The 17,011-nt window shown below is 67.2% G+C and carries 13 protein-coding genes and 1 pseudogene; 7 read left to right on the forward strand and 7 right to left on the reverse strand.

Annotated features, from left to right (window positions below; all coding sequences use genetic code 11):
- Positions 1 to 66 precede the first annotated feature (66 nt).
- The 5 genes and pseudogenes from ADAD_RS17365 to ADAD_RS0114085 form a co-directional block, all read right to left on the reverse strand.
- Positions 67 to 303: pseudogene (locus ADAD_RS17365) on the reverse strand (GntR family transcriptional regulator); the annotation flags it as partial.
- A gap of 198 nt (positions 304 to 501) precedes the next feature.
- Complete coding sequence (locus tag ADAD_RS0114070) at positions 502 to 1,833, reverse strand: TolC family outer membrane protein (RefSeq protein WP_010415081.1); 1,332 nt, start codon at positions 1,831 to 1,833, stop codon at positions 502 to 504.
- Entirely contained in the window at positions 1,826 to 4,231 is a 2,406-nt protein-coding gene (locus tag ADAD_RS0114075) for an ABC transporter permease (RefSeq protein ID WP_010415083.1), read from the reverse strand. The genes ADAD_RS0114070 and ADAD_RS0114075 overlap by 8 nt, the downstream gene beginning before the upstream one ends.
- Before the next feature lie 13 nt (positions 4,232 to 4,244).
- Positions 4,245 to 4,925 (reverse strand): ABC transporter ATP-binding protein, encoded by a 681-nt coding sequence (locus ADAD_RS0114080; RefSeq protein WP_010415085.1) that lies wholly within the window; start codon positions 4,923 to 4,925, stop codon positions 4,245 to 4,247.
- A 17-nt stretch (positions 4,926 to 4,942) separates the two neighbouring features.
- Positions 4,943 to 6,238 carry an efflux RND transporter periplasmic adaptor subunit gene (locus tag ADAD_RS0114085; protein WP_237700838.1) on the reverse strand — a complete coding sequence of 432 codons (1,296 nt, stop codon included), beginning with the start codon at positions 6,236 to 6,238 and terminating at the stop codon, positions 4,943 to 4,945.
- Positions 6,239 to 6,280: 42 nt separating this feature from the next.
- Here ADAD_RS0114085 and ADAD_RS0114090 point away from each other — a divergent pair, with 42 nt between their 5' ends.
- The 5 genes from ADAD_RS0114090 to ADAD_RS0114110 all read left to right on the forward strand — a co-directional run bounded on the left by ADAD_RS0114090 (position 6,281) and on the right by ADAD_RS0114110 (position 12,082).
- Positions 6,281 to 7,606, forward strand: coding sequence for a sigma-54-dependent transcriptional regulator (locus ADAD_RS0114090; protein WP_083825625.1), 1,326 nt, complete (start codon positions 6,281 to 6,283; stop codon positions 7,604 to 7,606).
- A complete protein-coding gene (locus tag ADAD_RS16100) occupies positions 7,603 to 8,769 on the forward strand; it encodes a sensor histidine kinase (RefSeq protein ID WP_010415093.1) in 1,167 nt (388 codons plus the stop codon). The genes ADAD_RS0114090 and ADAD_RS16100 overlap by 4 nt, the downstream gene beginning before the upstream one ends.
- 239 nt (positions 8,770 to 9,008) lie before the next feature.
- Complete coding sequence (locus ADAD_RS0114100) at positions 9,009 to 10,502, forward strand: ATP-binding protein (protein WP_010415094.1); 1,494 nt, start codon at positions 9,009 to 9,011, stop codon at positions 10,500 to 10,502.
- 70 nt (positions 10,503 to 10,572) lie between these two features.
- Positions 10,573 to 10,728, forward strand: a complete 156-nt coding sequence (locus ADAD_RS16705) for a YqaE/Pmp3 family membrane protein (protein ID WP_010415095.1) — start codon at positions 10,573 to 10,575, stop codon at positions 10,726 to 10,728.
- 4 nt (positions 10,729 to 10,732) lie between these two features.
- Positions 10,733 to 12,082 carry an ABC1 kinase family protein gene (locus ADAD_RS0114110; RefSeq protein ID WP_010415096.1) on the forward strand — a complete coding sequence of 450 codons (1,350 nt, stop codon included), beginning with the start codon at positions 10,733 to 10,735 and terminating at the stop codon, positions 12,080 to 12,082.
- A gap of 135 nt (positions 12,083 to 12,217) precedes the next feature.
- Here the strand turns inward: ADAD_RS0114110 and ADAD_RS0114115 are convergent, their stop codons facing one another.
- Positions 12,218 to 13,981, reverse strand: a complete 1,764-nt coding sequence (locus ADAD_RS0114115; RefSeq protein ID WP_033193425.1) for a DUF885 domain-containing protein — start codon at positions 13,979 to 13,981, stop codon at positions 12,218 to 12,220.
- 71 nt (positions 13,982 to 14,052) lie between these two features.
- Between ADAD_RS0114115 and ADAD_RS0114120 the strand changes: the two genes are divergently transcribed.
- Positions 14,053 to 14,517: a low molecular weight protein-tyrosine-phosphatase gene (locus ADAD_RS0114120; protein ID WP_010415098.1), complete on the forward strand. Its 465-nt coding sequence runs from the start codon at positions 14,053 to 14,055 to the stop codon at positions 14,515 to 14,517.
- On the opposite strand, the gene recG is transcribed toward ADAD_RS0114120, so the two are convergent.
- Positions 14,514 to 16,577 carry an ATP-dependent DNA helicase RecG gene (gene recG, locus ADAD_RS0114125; protein ID WP_010415099.1) on the reverse strand — a complete coding sequence of 688 codons (2,064 nt, stop codon included), beginning with the start codon at positions 16,575 to 16,577 and terminating at the stop codon, positions 14,514 to 14,516. The two genes, ADAD_RS0114120 and recG, sit on opposite strands and share 4 nt — an antisense overlap.
- Positions 16,578 to 16,699: 122 nt before the next feature.
- Here recG and ADAD_RS0114130 point away from each other — a divergent pair, with 122 nt between their 5' ends.
- Positions 16,700 to 16,975, forward strand: a complete 276-nt coding sequence (locus ADAD_RS0114130; protein ID WP_010415100.1) for an FAD assembly factor SdhE — start codon at positions 16,700 to 16,702, stop codon at positions 16,973 to 16,975.
- Positions 16,976 to 17,011: the final 36 nt, after the last annotated feature.

Consider the following 17,011-nt stretch of genomic DNA (forward strand, 5'->3'; position numbering starts at 1 on the left):
CCGCGATTTTGGTCCGGCGACAGCGGGAACTTTCGCTGTGTGACCGCCATGCGCGACATACACCCCGCTTCGCTCGCGCGAGATCAGATGGCCCGAAGCAATGAGATCCTGGTAGGCCAGCGACACCGTATTCCGGGCGATGCCGAGTTCACCGGCCAGCTTTCGCGACGATGGAAGCTTCAGTCCTGACGGCAAAACACCGGAATCAATCGTTTCTACGATGCGCGCCCGCAACTGGGCCTGCAGCGAGCTGCTCGAATCCCGGTCCAGCCGGAACAGGTGAGCAATGGGTTGCTTGGCCATTCCTCATGTCCGTGGCCCAATTGTAGCGTTTGCTCAAGCTCGGTGACGATACGTGCTGCGGCTTGGCATGCCGAAACCATCGTCGGGACAGCGCAAACCGACAAAAAGCGCAAATCGCAAGAACCTCCGGCGAGCTGGTGCCGCGATCGCTTTCGGGCGATCCCGTTCAATCGCCGAAGGTCTGAAACTGCAACCCCATCACCCCCCGACGCTGGGGTCGCTCGTGTTTACGCTGTCGCGCGCGTCGGCGAAGGGGCGGGAATCTCCCAGATATGCGCGGCGATCGAGATTTCCGGTAGCCCGGAGCAGCGCCGCCTGCGCGATCAGCACATCGCTGCGCGCGCGCGCCAGCGCGAGCTGAGCACTGCGGTAGCTCTGTTCGGCCAGCAGGATATCGATCGTCGAGCGCAGGCCGAATTCGTACTCGGCGCGCACCCCGTCGAGCGCGAGCTGCGCGGCGGCAAGGCCGGTTCGACTCGCCTGTTCGCGGCGTTCGGCGGCCTCGAGCGCAGCCCATGCCGTATCGACCGAGCGGATCGTTTCGCGCGCTTCGGCCAGCACGGCATAATCGTCCGCGCGCGCGGACGCTTCGGCTTCGCGGACCTGCGCCGCCACCAGCCCGCCGGTAAGCAACGGAATGCGCAGGGTTACGCCCACGCTCGCCGCGCTATCGTAGCCGCGAAAGTCGCCGCCGCTCTCGCGCAGGCCGCGGCCATAGGCCCCGGCAAGGTCGACGCTCGGCGCTCCTTCGGCGCGAGCACGGTCGATCCTTGCTTCGGAGGCGTCGGCGATGCGGAGCCGTTCGAGCAGGCGCGGATTGGCCTCTTCGGCGGAGGACCGGGCGGAGGGGAGATCGGCGGGCAAAAGCGCCGGCGGCGGGACATCGGCCGCAAGCTCTTCCGGCTCTTCCCCCACCACCGCGCGGTACCCCGCCCGCGCGCTCGCCAGTGCCGCTTCGGCATCCGCGAGGTTGGCCACGACGCTCGATCTCTGCGCTTCGAGTTGTGCCACATCCGTGCGCGTTGCCTCGCCCGTGTCGAAACGGAATTGCGCCTCGTCCACCTGGCGATCGAGCCGCCCGATACCGATCCGCGCCACCTCGACCGCCTCCTGCGCGAACAGCAGGTCCGCATAGGCCGCGACCACCCGTTCGAGCATCGCCGCCTCGCTGTCGCGCAGGCCCTGTTCGCCCGCCGCGACATCGTGCGACGCGGCGCGGACCGATGAGGAGACTCGCCCGCCGGTCCAGATCGGCATTGCGGCGCGCAGATCGGCGCTACCGGCGTTTCCGTAGCCCAGATCGTCGTACCCGCCATTGGCACTGGCCGAGAGCGTGGGACGCCCCTGGGCACGGGCCTGCTCGGGCCGTTCCTCCAGCGCTTCCTGGCGAGCGCGCGCTTCGGCCAGCGTCGGGTTGGTGGCATAGGCCATCGCGATCGCCTCGCGCAGCGTCTCGGCCTGCGCCGTGCCGCTGGGCAGCAGCACCGCCCCGGCCATCAGCGCGGCCCCGATCCGCGCGCGCCTAGTCATGGCGCAGGGCCCATGCCGGAGCGGTCCGGCTCGCGCGGAGCGACTGACCGAGCACGGTCAGCACCGCGACGAGGATCGCGATCACGCTCGCGCCGATGAAGAACACCGGCGACAGGGCGATCCGGTCATCGAACCCGGCCAGCCATGTGCGCATCGCGTAGTATGCCAGCGGCCAGGCGATCAGGTTGGCGATGATGACCGGACGCAGGAACTGGCCGACCAGCAGCTTCACGATGTCGCTGGCCGACGCGCCGAGCGACTTGCGGATGCCGATTTCCTTCGTGCGCCGCGCGGTGTTGAAGGAGGCGAGCCCCCACAGGCCGACCACGCCGATCAGCACCGCCAGCCCTGCCCCGATGGCGAACAGACGCGCGGTGCGCTCGTCATCCTGGTAGAACATTTCGAGCCGTTCGTCGGACGTTTCCATGCCGAGTGGGAGCGGGCCTGCGCTTTCCTGCCACGCCGCGCGCACCGCCTCCTTAACCGGGCGCGGATCGCCGGTGAATTTCAGCGTGGCGATGGCGAAGTCGGGCAATTCGCTCTTGTAGACGTAGAAGGTCGGCCCGATTTCGGCGCGGGCGGAGGTATAGCGGACATTGTCGACCACACCGACGATCGTGCGCGGCCGTCCCCCGCCGACGACCTTGCCGATCGCGTCTTCGGGCGAATCGAAGCCCATTACGGGCACGGCGTTGCGGTTGATGACGATGTTGAAGTTGCCTTCATCTTCCGTCTCGGTCGCATCATCGCGGCCGAATTCAGGGCTGAAAACGCGTCCAGCCAGTGTCTCGATGCCGTAGGTTTCGAAGAACTTCTCCCCCACATCGATCTTGCGGACGCTCGGGCCGGGTCCGGGCACGCCGGGCAGCTGGACGTTCTCGCCGGTATTGCTGCCGCTGCCGCCCACCGCCATGGTTGCGGAAGTAACCGAGGTGACCTGCGGAATCTCGCGAAAGCGCGCCATCAGGGTGCCCCGCGCAGCGGAGTCGAGCCCGGAGTCGTTGAAGGTGCTCATCACCAGCAGGCCTTCGCGCTCGAAGCCGAGATCGGCGTTCCGGACATAGCTGGTCTGGGCCATCATCACGGCGGTGCCGATCATGAAAGCGATCGACAGGCCGAACTGGAACACGACGAGGGCTTCGCGCACCCTGGCACCGCCCTTGCCGCCGCCCGGCGAGCGGGAAGAGGCGAGCACGGCCGCAGGCTGGAAGCGCGACACGACCATCGCCGGATAGAAGCCCGCCAGCACGCCCGCGACGATCGACAGCACGACCAGTGCGGGCACGACCAGCGCATAGGGAATGTCGAGCGACAGCCCGCCCGCCGCGTTGACGAAGGGCAGACCCAGCTCTGCGAGGATCAGGCCGAGCAGCGCGGCGATCGCCACCGTCAGGATAGCTTCGCCCATGAACTGGCGCATCACCTTGCCGCGATCGGCACCCAGCACCTTGCGCATCGCGACCTCGCGCGCCCGCAGACCCGAACGCGCAGTGGCCAGATTGACGTAATTGGTGAGCGCAATGAGCAGTGTGACGAGCCCGACGATGCCGAGGGTCGCGACCGTCTGCGGCAGCGTGTCGGAGATACCCAGATGGAAATCCGCGATCGGTTCGACGATGTAGGACAGGATATCCTGCGGATCGGTGCCCAGATCCGCGCCGTTTTGCTCGATGATGGCGGGCATTGCGTCGAGGAACGCCCGCCTCTCGGCTGGCGTATCGAGGCGGACATAGGTGTACGCGCTGAGCGCGCCGAGATTGCGCTGCTCGGCGATGTCCTCCGGCGTGGTCGGTTGTTCGAACGGGACCAGCATCGTGAAATCGAGGTGGGTGTTTTCGGGAAGATCGCGCAGGATCGCACCGACGGTGTAGTTCGTCGGCCCATCGTCGCGAGAAATCGTGATGGTCTGTCCGATCGCATCGCCCGAGGGGAAGTAGCGTTCGGCTGCGCTCTGGGTCAGCACCGCGTTTTGCGGCGACTTGAGCGCGTCGCGCGAGCCGCTTGCCAGCTCGAGCCGGAAGAAATCCAGAAAGCCGGGATCGACCGGGGCGATATCCTCTGCGGTTCCAACCCCGCCCTGGATCACGGTGCCATAGGCGGGCATGATCTTGGTACCTTCGAGGTCGGGGTCGGTCTCCCGGAGTATCTCGAGCAGGGCCGTCGGAGTCTGCGGGGTCATGCCATCAAACGGGCTGCCGGGCAGGTTCCAGTCACCCTGGACCATGTAGAGATTCTCATGGTCCGGCACCCAGCGATCGTAACTGGTCTCGAACCGGACATAGAGGCCGAGCACGATGAACACGGCGATGCCGATGGCCAGCCCGCCGATATTGAGCGCGGCGTAGAGCTTGTGCCGGGTGAGCGAGCGATAGAGCGAGAGCAGCGCGAAGCGGTTCATGGGGGCGGCCTCCTCAGATCGCGCGCATGGCGCTGGCGACGATGCGACCGTCGAGCATGTCGATCCGGCGCTTCGCCATGTCGGCGTGGCTGGGGGAGTGGGTGACCATCACGATGGTCGCGCCGTCATCGTTGAGCGCGGTGAGGATGTTCATCACCTGCTCGCCATTGGCAGTGTCGAGATTGCCCGTCGGTTCGTCCGCCAGGATCAGCTTCGGCTGGCCGACGATCGCGCGGGCAATCGCGGCGCGCTGCTGCTGGCCGCCCGAAAGCTGGTGCGGGAAGTGGCGCCCGCGGTGGGCGATGCCGACCGTGTCCATCGCCGCGGCGACCCGCTCGCCCTTGTTGCCGGACACATCCTTGCGATAGGCGAGGCCCAGCGCAACGTTCTCCTCTATCGTCAGTTCGTCGATCAGGTTGAAGCTCTGGAACACGAAGCCGAGCTGCGCGCCGCGGAACTTCGCCAGCGCCTTCTCGTCCATCGCGGCGAGATCGGTGTCGCCGAACCAGTAGTGGCCTGAAGTCGGCCGGTCGATCGTGCCCAGCGTGTTGAGCAGGGTCGATTTGCCGCAGCCCGACGGGCCCATGATGGCGAGGAATTCACCCTCTGCGACCTCGAGGTTCACATCGACGAGGGCGGTCGTCTCGACCTCGTCCGATACGTAGCGACGTTCGATATTCTCGAGCTTGATCACGGAAGAATGTCCTCTGCTTAGCGAAGATTGATGGTGTCGCCCTTCACCCGGGCGAGGTTGCTGGTGACGATGCGCTGTCCGGGTTCGAGGCCCGACAGGATCTCGACCTGGCGCGGATTGCGGCGGCCGATTTCCACGCTCACCCGGCGGGCATGCTTGCCATCGGGATCGATCACGAAGACCGAGGAGCCGCCCTCGTTCAGCCACGCGCCGACCGGCGCGATCAGCGCAGGCGTTGCGGCGCCGAGCGTAATCCGCACGTCGAGCGTCTGCCCGCGGTTGAGATCTTGTTCCGGCATGGTCTCGAAGGTCAGTTCGACGCGGAAACGGCCATCGGCGACGGTCGGCAGGACCTTGGATACGGTCAGCATCGCGCCGCCGGAGGTGGTCGCCTTCTGGCCAAGCTCGACCCGGCCGAGATAATATTCGTCCACCTCCGCCTCCAGCTTCCACGCGCCTTCGCTGTCGACCTGTCCGGCGGGGTCTCCTGGCGCCAGCGTCTGGCCCGGCTGGAGGTCGAAATTGGTCAGGCGGCCCGCCATGGGCGCGCGGATGGTCAGCGCATCGAGGCTCCCGCGCACGGCGGCGAGATTGTTCTGCAGCCGCGCGCGGGTGGCATCCAGCATGCGGCCCTGCGTGGCGGTTATCCCGGCTTCGGCGGCGCGGCCCTGTCGCAGCTGGGCGAGGCGCTGGGTCTGGTAATCGACCTCTTCCTGATAGCTCTTCACCCCCGCATCGGAGACAAAGCCCTTCTCGTGCAGCTGGCGGCGGATATCGAGATCGCGGCGCGCGCGGATCAGGTCGTATTCGGCGGCGGCGACCTGCCCGGCGCGATCGACCTTCGAACGCTGGATGCCGAGATTTTCGCCCGCCACGCCGCCCAGCTGACTGGCGATCTGGGCTTCCTGACTGAGCACGGTGAGTTCGAGATCGGGATTGGCAAGCCGGGCAAGCGGCTGGCCCTTCGTGACCAGCGCGCCGTCCTGCACGAACAGTTCCTCCACCTGCCCGCCGCTCATAACACCGACCAGCGTGGTGGTGGCCGGAACAACGCTGGCGCGCACGGGCAGATAGTCGTCGAAGGCCGCGCGCTCGACCCGGGCGGTCTGGACCTCGTCGGCGTCGACATCGGTCGAGCCGCTTGCGGGGATCGCGCGCCACCCGATTATCGCAATCGCCACGAGGGCGATCGCGATCAGGAAACGCCTGTCGCGCCACCACGGCGCGCGCTTCTTTTCGACCTTTCGATCCATCCCCGCACCGGGTGCGGGCGGAGACAAACTATTGGACTGTTCGGCTGTCTGCGTCATCATGCAGCCATTATCGCCGAACCGGACCGAAAGAGCTAAAGTGCTATGATTAAACGGGATTCTCGCCACACCGACGGAGCCGACCGTCCGTCGCCGGACACAGTGTCCGCAAATGGACAGGGGCCCGGTGCGTCAAGCGAAAAGCCCGGCCTCGCGATTTTCCTGATCGACGACAGGCCAGAGGTCGCAAACGCTATGGAAATCGCTTTCCGCATGGCCGGCCACAGCCTGACGGTGGCGCCCGATCCCGAGGAAGCCTTCTCGCAGCTCGCGCGCACGCAGTTCGACGGGATCGTGCTCGATCTCAATTTCTCGCCCGGGAAGAGCGACGGCAAGGAAGGGCTCGCCTGCCTCGAGCGGATCATGGCCGACGATCCCGGCGCCTGCGTGGTGGTGCTGACTGCGCATGGCGGCGTGCGGATGGCGGTCACCGCGATGCAGAAGGGCGCGCGGGACTTCGCGGTCAAGCCGTGGAACAACGCCGATCTGATTGCCAAGGTCGAAGCGGCGGTGACGCGCGAGCCGAACATTGCGCCCGCAGCGGGCGGGCCGGCCGTGACGGGCCGCGGCACGAGGCAGGTCCGGATACTGGGCGAAACCGCGATCATCGAACACTTGCGCCAGATGATCCGTCGTGTGGGGCCGACCATGGCAGGTGCTGCGATCACCGGCCCCTCCGGCGCTGGAAGGACGCTGACGGCGCTCGCCGTCCATGCCGCCTCCGCCCACGCTGACAGCGCGCCGGCGCTGATCGACCTGCGCGAAGACAGCGCGCTGGATGCGATCGTCGAAGCCACGGGCAGCGTTCTCCTGCGCCACCCCGACCGGCTCGACGAACTGGCGCAGGATCGCCTCGCTGCGCTCTTGCCCGACCATGTCCGCCCCATCGCGATTCTCGATCGCATCGACAGGCTCACTCCTGCCTTGCGGCGCCGCATCGCAACGATCGAGCTGGCGGTGCCTCCGCTGGCGCAGCGCCGCGACGACATTCCGATCCTCGCCCGCCATTTCGGCGCCGATGCGGCCGAACGCTTCGGGCGCCCCGCACCCCGCTTCACCGAAGCCGCAGAAACTGCCTTGCGGGAAGCCGACTGGCCGGACGAGGTGCGCGGACTCGCGGCCGCGGTTGAACGGGCGGTACTGCTTGGCGAGGATGGCACGATCGACACCGGGGCCCTGGCGCTCGGCGCGCCCTCCCCCGCGCCCGGCGCGGACCGAAACGAGACGTCGAGCTACGATCTCGATCGCTCCGAGAGAGCGATGATCGCCGCAGCGCTGGCGGAGCATCATCATAATGTCAGCCATGCCGCCAAGGCTCTGGGGCTCAGTCGCGGCGCGCTGTACCGGCGGATGGAGCGCCACGGGCTATGAGGCTTTACCATCGGCGGGGCTGGCGGGCAGCGGCACTGGGCGTGGGGCTGCTGGCGAGCGCCTTTGTCGCTGCCTTTGCCTGGCATTCGGGTCGCTGGGGGCTGCTGGTCGGCGCGCTGCTGGCCGGGGTCTGGGCGCTCACGCTCGCCTGGTGGAACGCCGCGCTGATCCCGACCCGCCCGCCGGAGGGGGAGAGCGATGCAGAGGACGAAGAAACCGCAGTCCATCGCCTTCTGCTCGATGCAGCCCCCACCCCGCTGCTCGCGCTTGAACGCGACGTCGCGCGGGTGCTCAACCGTGCCGCGCGCACGATCTTCGGGGCCGACGACCGCATCGTGCCCCCGCCCGCCGCGCTGCTCGATCCCGCCGCTGCAACGCTCCGCCACGAAGGCCGGTTGTGGCGGATCGACCGGGTCGAAGCCTCGACCGGGGTGACCGTCGCCGCGCTGATTGATGTCGAGCGCGAGGAGCTCGCTGCCGAAGCGCGCGCCAGCGCGGACCTGATCGAGGTGCTGGGCCACGAGCTGCTCAACGGCCTGGCCCCTATCGTGTCGCTGGCCGAAAGCGCCGAGGCGGCGGCAGCGCAGCAGCCGGTCGACACGGCATTGCTGGCCGAAATCCTCGGCCCGCTGGCCCGCCGGGCCGAAGGCCTGCAGCGTTTCGCCACGGATTACCGTATGCTGGCCCGACTGCCCGAGCCGATCCTCGCTCCGGTGGCGCTCGATCAGTTCGCGCATGATCTTGCACGCCTGTTCGCCCAGCGCTGGCCCGATGCCGCGCTGACGCTCGACGTGCGGGCGGGCGGCGCATGGGCGATGGATGGCGACCAGATGCACCAGGCGGTATGGGCGCTGCTCAACAATGCCGCCGAAGCCGCTCTCGACGCCGAGGCGCCACAGGTGGGTCTTTCGCTAACGCGCGACGCCAACCGTCTCACCATCGCGGTGACCGATAATGGCGCGGGCGTGCCGCCCGAAAGCGCGCCGCTGATCTTCCGTCCGTTTCACACGACCAAGGTCGAAGGGTCGGGCATAGGCCTCTCGCTCGCCCGTCAGATCGCGCGTGGCCACGCAGGATCGCTCGAACTCGCGGGCGCATGCCCCACGGTCTTCCGGATCAGCCTCCCCGAAAAACCGGCAGCTGAAGGATCGGGCAGACCGTGAAGAGTGCGTAAAAAATGCCGGCGGAACGTGGCGTCTCGGCTTTGGCCCGGGCGCTCCTGTCGGCGGACGCCCCCCTCCCTGCCCGTCAGCCGTACGGGACCGCTGCTGCACCGATGCCGGTTCGCGGAGCGGCGAAAGCGCCTTGCGGCACCGGGTTGCCCGAGCCTTCGCACGCAAGCCATGGATAACTGCCAGATGCGGCTTTGCTGGCTGCTCGCGCACACCTATTCGTAAGGCATATGACAGCGCAGATCGAAATTGGCACGGATTCGGCCGGGCAAGGCATTTGCGTCGATATCGAGGAATTGCTCGCGACCCGGCTGCTCGTGCAGGGCAATTCTGGCTCGGGGAAATCGCACCTGCTGCGCCGCCTGCTCGAACAGACCGCCGGGCTCGTCCAGCAGGTGGTGATCGACCCGGAGGGCGACTTCACCAGCCTGGCGGACGAATTCGACCATATCGTGATCGACGGTGCCGCCCATTCGGTGCGCGAGATCGAGGCGCTGGCCGGTCGCGTGCGCCAGCACCGCGTCTCGGTCGTGCTGGCGCTGGACGAGCTGGAGGTGGAGCAGCAGATCCGGTGTGCCGCGCTGTTCCTGGGCGCGCTGTTCGATGCCCCGCGCGAACACTGGTATCCCGCGCTGGTGGTGGTGGACGAAGCGCAGATGTTCGCGCCCTCGGCTGCGGGCGAGCTGGCGGAGGAGACGCGCCGGCTGACGCTATCGGCGATGACCAACCTGATGTGCCGGGGGCGCAAGCGCGGGCTCGCCGGGATCGTCGCCACGCAGCGGCTGGCCAAGCTGGCCAAGAACGTCGCGGCCGAAGCGTCCAACTTCCTGATGGGGCGCACCTTCCTCGACATCGACATGCAGCGCGCCGCCGATCTGCTGGGGATGGACAGGCGACAGGCGGAGCGGATCCGCGATCTGCAGCGCGGGCATTTCCTTGGCCTGGGGCCCGCGATCAGCCGCCGTCCGGTGGCGGTGCATATCGGTACGGTGGTTACGGGCGGCAAGAATGCTGCGGAGGGTCTGATGCCGCTGCCCGAGGCGAAAGGAGACGAGCTGGAAGCGCTGCTCCATTCCGAGCTGGCGGAAGAAGCCGCCGAGCCGGTCCGCCCGCCCCCGCCTCCCCGGCCCGCGCCAGACGTAGAGCAGGCCATCACCGAGCGTGCCGCAGCCCAGGCCGAACGGGAAGAGCGCGGCGAGCCCGTGGCGACCAACGAACCCTGCGCGGGTGAAGACATCTCCCCCGGGCCGCAGGATGGCGAGGCGGCCGTCACCCGGATCGTCGCGGACCTGGCGGCAGAGGAAGGCGCCACCTTCCAGTCCTCCGCCGTGCTGTTCCGCAATTTCGCGCAGCGCTGCCGCCAGCAGGGCGTGCCGAGCGCGCATGTCGACATGCTGGAGTTTCGCCGCCTCTTCGCCTTTGCGAGCGCAAGGTTGCACGAGTTGCAGTCGCCCATGCGCGAAGCCATCGAAGAGCTTGCGCAGGGCGTGCCCGAAGACGTGCTTGCCCCCTATCTCGCGCTGGCGGTGGCTGCGGCCCAAGGAAGGCCCGCGCCCGACGAGGACGAGCTGGCGCGCGTCTACGGCAGCTCCTCGCCCAGCCGCATCCGCCGCCTGCTGGAGCATCTGGAGCGTCAGGGTCTGATCGTCGTGCGCGAGGAATTCGGCGGCGGACGCACCATCATTGTGGTCGGGCTGGACGAGGCGGCGGCGGCAGAAAGCTGACGCAATTCGGCGAACGGCACGGAACGGCGCCCGTTCGGCGCGGTTGATGAGGCAAAGGAGAATATCTCACATGCCTATCATCATCCTCATCGCCACGATCCTGCTTCCCCCGCTGGGCGTCGCGCTCAAGCACGGGCTCGGCCAGCAGTTTCTCATCAGCCTGGTCCTCACGCTGATCTTCTACATTCCGGGCCTGATCTACTCGCTCTACGTCAACTACGCCTGATTTCATGGCGGACAAGGAGGACCGGCAGGGGAAGCACCGGGCGGTCCCCTCTTCCCGCTTCGGGCGCTTGAGCGGCTTCGGTCGCCTCGCCGGAGGCGTGGCTGGCGGCATGCTGGCCGAAGGCGCGCGCCGGGTTGCGGCTGGCGAGCGCCCCCGCGTCAACGACCTGATCCTGACTCCCGGCAATGTCGGCCGGTTGACGGAGCGCCTCTCTCACCTGCGCGGCGCGGCGATGAAGATGGGGCAGATGCTGTCGATGGATGCGGGCGATGCCCTGCCGGCGGAGCTGTCCGAAATCCTCGCCAAGCTGCGCGACAATGCGGATTTCATGCCGCCGCGCCAGCTCGACCGGGTGCTGGCGGAGGAATGGGGCGCGGACTGGCGGACCAATTTCCGCCGCTTCGAACCGCGCCCGATTGCCGCAGCGAGCATCGGCCAGGTCCACCGCGCGCTGACCCGCGACGGGCGCACTCTGGCGATCAAGGTGCAATATCCCGGCGTTGCACAGAGCATCGATTCCGACGTCGACAACGTCGCCACGCTGCTGCGCATCACCGGCCTGCTGCCCAAGGAACTGGACATCGCCCCGCTGCTGGCGGCTGCCAAGGAACAGCTGCACGAGGAGGCCGACTATCGCCGCGAAGGGCGCATGATGCAGCGCTATGGCGAACTGCTCGCCGGACATGATGCATTCGTGGTGCCCACGCTGGACGAAGAGCTGACGCGCGACCGGGTTCTGGCGATGAGTTACGAGGAAGGCCGGCCTGTCGAACAGCTCGCCGACCAGCCGCAGGACGTGCGCGACAGCGTGTTCGCGCAGCTGATCGAGCTGGTCGCGCGCGAGCTGTTCGAATGGGGCCTGATGCAAACCGACCCCAATTTCGCGAACTACCGCTACCGCGAGGCGGACCGGAAGATCGTGCTGCTCGATTTCGGGGCCACGCGCGAGGTCGACCGCCAAGTGCAGCAATCCTACCGCACACTGCTCCAAGCAGGGCTCGCGCGCGATCACGAGGGCGTGAAGCAGGCCGCGCTCGACGCCGATTTCATGAGCCCCACCGTGGTCGAGCGGCACGGCGAGGCAGTGGACCGGATGATCGATATCATCTTGGGCGAAATGGCGAAGGACGCCCCCTTCGATTTCGGCGATCGCGGCTTCGTGCCCGCGCTGCGGGACGAAGGCATGGCCATCGCGCAGGACAAGGCCAACTGGCACATCCCGCCCGCGGAAACGCTGTTCGTGCAACGCAAGGTCAGCGGCACCGCTCTGCTCGGCGCGCGGATCGGCGCGGTGGTGAACATCCACGCGATCGTTCGCGATGTGCTTGAGAGGACGGAAAAGGTTTCGACCTGATCATATCCCGCTCGCCCTGAGCTTGTCGGCCTCGCGGAAGGGGGCGAAGCGCCAATGGCCGTTCTTCTTCTGCGACGCCGGGCAAAAGAAGGACGATCCTTCGACAAGCTCAGGATGAGCGGATCTCGGGATTCGCTAGGAAGCCTGCTGCGCAATCCAGCGGTTCACATGGTCTTCCAGCACATCCAGCGGAACCGCGCCGTTCTCCAGCACGGTGTCGTGGAAAGCGCGCAGATCGAACCGGTCGCCCAAGGTCTCTTCCGCGCGGGTCCGCAATTGCCGAATCTTCAGCTCGCCGATCTTGTAGGCCAGCGCCTGCCCCGGCCAGGTGATGTAGCGGTTGACCTCGGCGTCGATATTCGCCGCCGAGAGCGCGGTGTTATCGGTCATGAAGTCGACCGCCTGTTGCTTGGTCCAGCCCTTCGAATGCAGGCCGGTATCGACGACCAGCCGGGTCGCGCGCCACATCTCGTAGCTCAGCCGCCCCATCTGCTTGGCGGGCGTATCGTACAGTCCCATCTCGATCCCGAGGCGTTCGGAATAGAGGCCCCACCCTTCCACGAAGGCGGTGAAGAAGGTGCCGTTTCGGCGCAGCGGGTGCAGGTCCAGTTCCTGCTGCAAAGCTATCTGCAGGTGATGCCCCGGCACCGCCTCGTGCACGCCCAGCGCGGGCAGTTCCCACAAGGGCCGCTGGTCAAGCTCGGTCAGGTTGACGCGGTAGATGCCCGCCTGCCCCGTCTCCAGCGAGCCGGGTTCGTAATAGGCGGTCGTGTTGCCCGGCGCCTGCGCGGAGGGGATCGGCAGCACCGTATAAGGCTGGCGCGGCAGCGTGCCGAACAGCTTGGGCATCCAGCCGTCGATTTCCTTGGCCAGAGCCTGGGCGAAGCGCAGGTATTCGCCCTCATCGGTCATGTAATATTGCGGATCGGTGCGCAGGTGTTCGATGAAGGCCTCGCGCGTATCGAAGCCTGCGTCGGCGGCAACCTGCTCCATCTCGGCGCGAATGCGTGCAACTTCGGAGAGGCCCAGCTGGTGCACCTCATCCGCCGACATGTCCGTGGTGGTGAAGCTGCGGACCCGGTAATCGTAGTAGTCCGCCCCGCCCTCGGTCTGCGAGATGCCGGGCAGGCCATCGCGGCATTCGGGCGCATATTCATCCGTGTAGAAGCTGACGAACTCGCGCAGGCCGGGGAACACGACGTCGTCGATCGCCGCCTTCGCGCGCGCTTTCAGGGACGCCCAGTCGGCATCGGAGATGGTGGTGGGCTGCTTGGCGAAGGGGCGCCAGAGGCCCGATTCCTCGGCACTGTCGGCAATCTGGCCGCTGACCTGATTCTCGAACCCTTCCATCGGCCCGCACGCCTGCGTCAGCCCGCGTGCCACTGCCTCGCGGCTGCGCGCTATCCCGGCTTCATTGTAGGACCCGAAGGCTTCGAGCCTGCCGACGTAGCTCTCGTAATCGGCCAGCGTGAAGAACGGGGAACTGTAAGGCAGCGAGGAGAGCGAGCTGAACCAGCCGCCGCGATTGGTGAACAGAACGTAGCGGCTATGGTCGAACTGCGAACCTTCGATCGAATCTTCCAGCGAGGATTTGAGGATCGCATAATCGACCCGCATGTCTTCGGGCAGCGCGCTCTCGTCGATGGCGTTCAGCCGCGCGAGGAAAGCGCGGTCTTCGGCCACATTGCGCTCGTAAGCCGCCATGCTGATGTCGCCCAGCTTGCCGTCCCCGCGCCGCTCTCCCACCGAGGTGGCGAGCGTGGGGCTGTCGTCCAGCATGTCCTGCCACACGTCTTCGCGCAGGTTCTGGTACATTTCTTCCGGGTGGGCCCCGGTCTGCGCGGCGAGCGGGCTGGCCGCCATCACCGTGAATGCGGTTGCGGCGAGAAGGTGCTTCATCATGGTCGTTCCCCCATTGGTTGCCCGGTTGTCTATTGCGCGGCTCCGCCTGCGTCCAGTACGCGAGAGGCATGGAAAAACCCGCGATCCTGTTCGTCTGTCTTGGCAATATCTGCCGCTCCCCGCTGGCCGAGGGCGCATTTCGCGCCGCTGCCGAAAAGGCGGGGCTGGAAGCCGATGCGGATAGCGCGGGCACTGCGGACTACCACGTGGGCAGCCCGCCCGACCCGCGCAGCATAGAGGAAGCCTCGAAGCACGGGATCGACATTTCGGGCTATGCCGGGCGGCAGCTGTCGGTCGAGGATTTCGACCGCTTCACGCACATCTTTGCGATGGACCACCAGAATCTGGCGAACATCGACGCGCTGCGGCCCGAAGGATCGCGCGCGCATGTCTCGCTGCTGATGGACCTCGTGCCGGGACGCGAAGGCGCTGCAATTGCAGACCCGTATCACGACGGCGAAGAGCAGTTCGAATATACGTGGGAAGACGTCGACGCCGCTGCGCAGGCGCTGGTCGCGCAGTTGAAGGACTAGCCGCCCCGCAGCGTGCGCACGCCCGCGTCGCGCTCATGCAGGTAGAGCAGGATGCGCGCGGCCTCTCCCCGCTCGCCCTCCAGTCCCGCATCGCGGTCCATCAGCAGCTTCGCATCAGCGGTCGCCGGGTCGAGCAGGCGCTGCATCTGGTCAAGCGTGGCGATGCGGAACGGCGTGTCGCCCGACTGCCGCGTGCCGAGCAGTTCGCCTCCGCCCCTCAGCTCCAGGTCTTCCTCGGCAATGCGGAACCCGTCCTGCGTTTCGCGCATCAGCGCCAGCCGTTTGCGCCCGGTCTCGGACAGCTGTTCGCCGCGCAGCAGCAGGCAGACCGATTTGCCGCTCCCCCGCCCTACGCGCCCGCGCAACTGGTGCAATTGCGCGAGGCCGAAGCTTTCCGCACGCTCGATCACGATCAGCGTGGAGGCGGGCACATCGACCCCGACCTCGATCACCGTGGTCGCCACCAGCAGCTTCGCCTCGCCGCTGGCGAAGCGCGCCATGCCTGCATCCTTGAGCGCGGGATCGAGCTGGCCGTGGACCAGCACCACGTCATCGTCGAACCGCGCCTTGAGCGCTGCGTAGCGCTGTTCGGCAGCGGCCTTGTCCTCGCTGCCATCCTCGTCGCGAACCATCGGGCACACCCAATAGGCCTGCTGACCGCTGGCGAGATGCCGCCCGACCGCCTCGACCACTTCGGGCAGGCGATCCATCCCGACCACCCGCGTATCGATCGCCTGCCGACCGGGCGGCAGTTCATCGAGGCGGCTGACCTCCATCTCACCGTAGTTGGCGAGGGTCAGCGTGCGCGGGATCGGGGTTGCCGTCATCGAGAGGGTGTGCGGCGGGCGCTTGCCCTTGGCGGACATCTGGAGGCGCTGCGACACGCCGAAGCGGTGCTGTTCGTCGACCACCACCAGCCCGAGGTCGCGGTACTGCACTGCCTCCTGGAAGATCGCGTGCGTGCCGACAACGATCTGGATGCTGCCATCCATCAGCCCCATCAGGATGCTCTCGCGCGCCCTGCCCTTGTCGCGCCCGGTCAGCAGCGCGACTTCGACGCCGGTGGGTCGCGCCATCGCCTTGAGCGTCTCGAAATGCTGGCGGGCGAGGATTTCGGTTGGCGCCAGCAGCGCGGCCTGCGCGCCAGCCTCCACCGCGATCAGCATCGCGTGCAACGCCACCACCGTCTTGCCCGCGCCCACATCGCCCTGCAGCAGGCGGAGCATCGGCGCGTCCTGCGCCAGATCGCCCTCTATCTCGCGGATGGAACGCTCCTGCGCGCCGGTCAGCGAATAGGGCAGCTGAAGCTTCCCGCGCAGCGAACCATCGCCCGCCAGCGCCCTGCCCCGCTTGCGGCGGCTGTCCGCCCGGACCAGCTGCAGCGCGAGCGCATTGGCGAGCAGCTCGTCATAGGCGAGCCGGTCCTTCGCAGTCTGATCGTCGCGGGCATGGACGCTGTGCAAGGCATCGCCCCATGTGGGCCATTTCTCGCGCGCCAGCATGCCCGGTTCGATCCATTCGGGCAGGTCGGGCAGCTTCCCCAGCGCCTGCGCGGCAAGGCTGGCCATGCGCGGCTGCGTCAGACCCTCGGCCAGCGGATAGATCGGCTCGCGCATCTGGCCGAGGCCCGCATCGTCCATCGCCATCACATGGTCCGGGTGGACCATCTGCAGCATGTCGCCATAGCGTTCCAGCTTGCCTGCCACGCGGCGCTTCTCCCCCACCGGGAGCTGCTTTTTCGCGGTGTAGGAAGCGCGCCCGAAGAAGGTCAGCGCCAGCACGTTGCCCGCGCTGTCCGTGGCCAGCACGCGGTAGGGCGCGCGGCGCGATGCTCCGGCGCGATGCTCCGTCACGGTCAGCGCAATAATGATCTGCTCGCCCTCGCCCGCTTCGTCCAGATTATCGACCGGGCGGCGGGTCACGAAACGGTCCGGCCAGTGATACACGAGGTCGCGCAGTCGCGTGCAGTGCAGCTTCTCCAGCGGCTTGCGCAGCTTGGGACCCACGCCGTCGAGCGTATCGACCTCGGCAAACAGGGGGTTGAGGATTTCGGGCCGCATCGCCCGCGACCTTAGCCAGGTTCGTCGTCCCAGCGAAAGCTGGGATCGGCCGCGGATGTGCCTCACCAGTGGATAGCGATGCCAGCTTGCGCTGGCATGACGGGATAGTTACCCCGCCCAGCATGACCTCCCCCACCTTCGAAGCCCGCCTCGCCCGCGCGAAATTCCGCAGCTGGCACCGCGGCACGCGCGAAGCCGATTACATGATCGGCGGCTATTTCGACCGCTACCACGCCGACTGGGCCGAGGAAGACCTCGTCTGGTTCGAAAGGCTGCTCGATTACGACGATGTCGACATCATGGCCTGGGCGCTCAAGACCCAACCCGTGCCGGCCGAAATGCAGGGCGAACGCATCGCCATCATGCAAAAGCTCGATTACGTCGATATTCCGCGCTAGGGCCACTTCACCAACAGCCATCGAACCCCCTTCCCG

This window comes from Citromicrobium sp. JLT1363 (assembly GCF_000186705.1).
Taxonomy (GTDB): domain Bacteria; phylum Pseudomonadota; class Alphaproteobacteria; order Sphingomonadales; family Sphingomonadaceae; genus Alteriqipengyuania.

Coding starts and splice junctions, on each gene's coding strand:
- ADAD_RS0114090 (WP_083825625.1), top strand. CDS start 6,281: ATGATTAAACGGGATTCTCGCCACACCGACGGAGCCGACCGTCCGTCG.
- ADAD_RS0114120 (WP_010415098.1), top strand. CDS start 14,053: ATGGAAAAACCCGCGATCCTGTTCGTCTGTCTTGGCAATATCTGCCGC.
- ADAD_RS0114075 (WP_010415083.1), bottom strand. CDS start 4,231: ATGAACCGCTTCGCGCTGCTCTCGCTCTATCGCTCGCTCACCCGGCAC.
- ADAD_RS16705 (WP_010415095.1), top strand. CDS start 10,573: ATGCCTATCATCATCCTCATCGCCACGATCCTGCTTCCCCCGCTGGGC.
- ADAD_RS0114130 (WP_010415100.1), top strand. CDS start 16,700: ATGACCTCCCCCACCTTCGAAGCCCGCCTCGCCCGCGCGAAATTCCGC.
- ADAD_RS0114085 (WP_237700838.1), bottom strand. CDS start 6,238: ATGATGACGCAGACAGCCGAACAGTCCAATAGTTTGTCTCCGCCCGCA.
- ADAD_RS0114115 (WP_033193425.1), bottom strand. CDS start 13,981: ATGAAGCACCTTCTCGCCGCAACCGCATTCACGGTGATGGCGGCCAGC.
- ADAD_RS16100 (WP_010415093.1), top strand. CDS start 7,603: ATGAGGCTTTACCATCGGCGGGGCTGGCGGGCAGCGGCACTGGGCGTG.
- recG (WP_010415099.1), bottom strand. CDS start 16,577: ATGCGGCCCGAAATCCTCAACCCCCTGTTTGCCGAGGTCGATACGCTC.
- ADAD_RS0114100 (WP_010415094.1), top strand. CDS start 9,009: ATGACAGCGCAGATCGAAATTGGCACGGATTCGGCCGGGCAAGGCATT.
- ADAD_RS0114070 (WP_010415081.1), bottom strand. CDS start 1,833: ATGACTAGGCGCGCGCGGATCGGGGCCGCGCTGATGGCCGGGGCGGTG.
- ADAD_RS0114110 (WP_010415096.1), top strand. CDS start 10,733: ATGGCGGACAAGGAGGACCGGCAGGGGAAGCACCGGGCGGTCCCCTCT.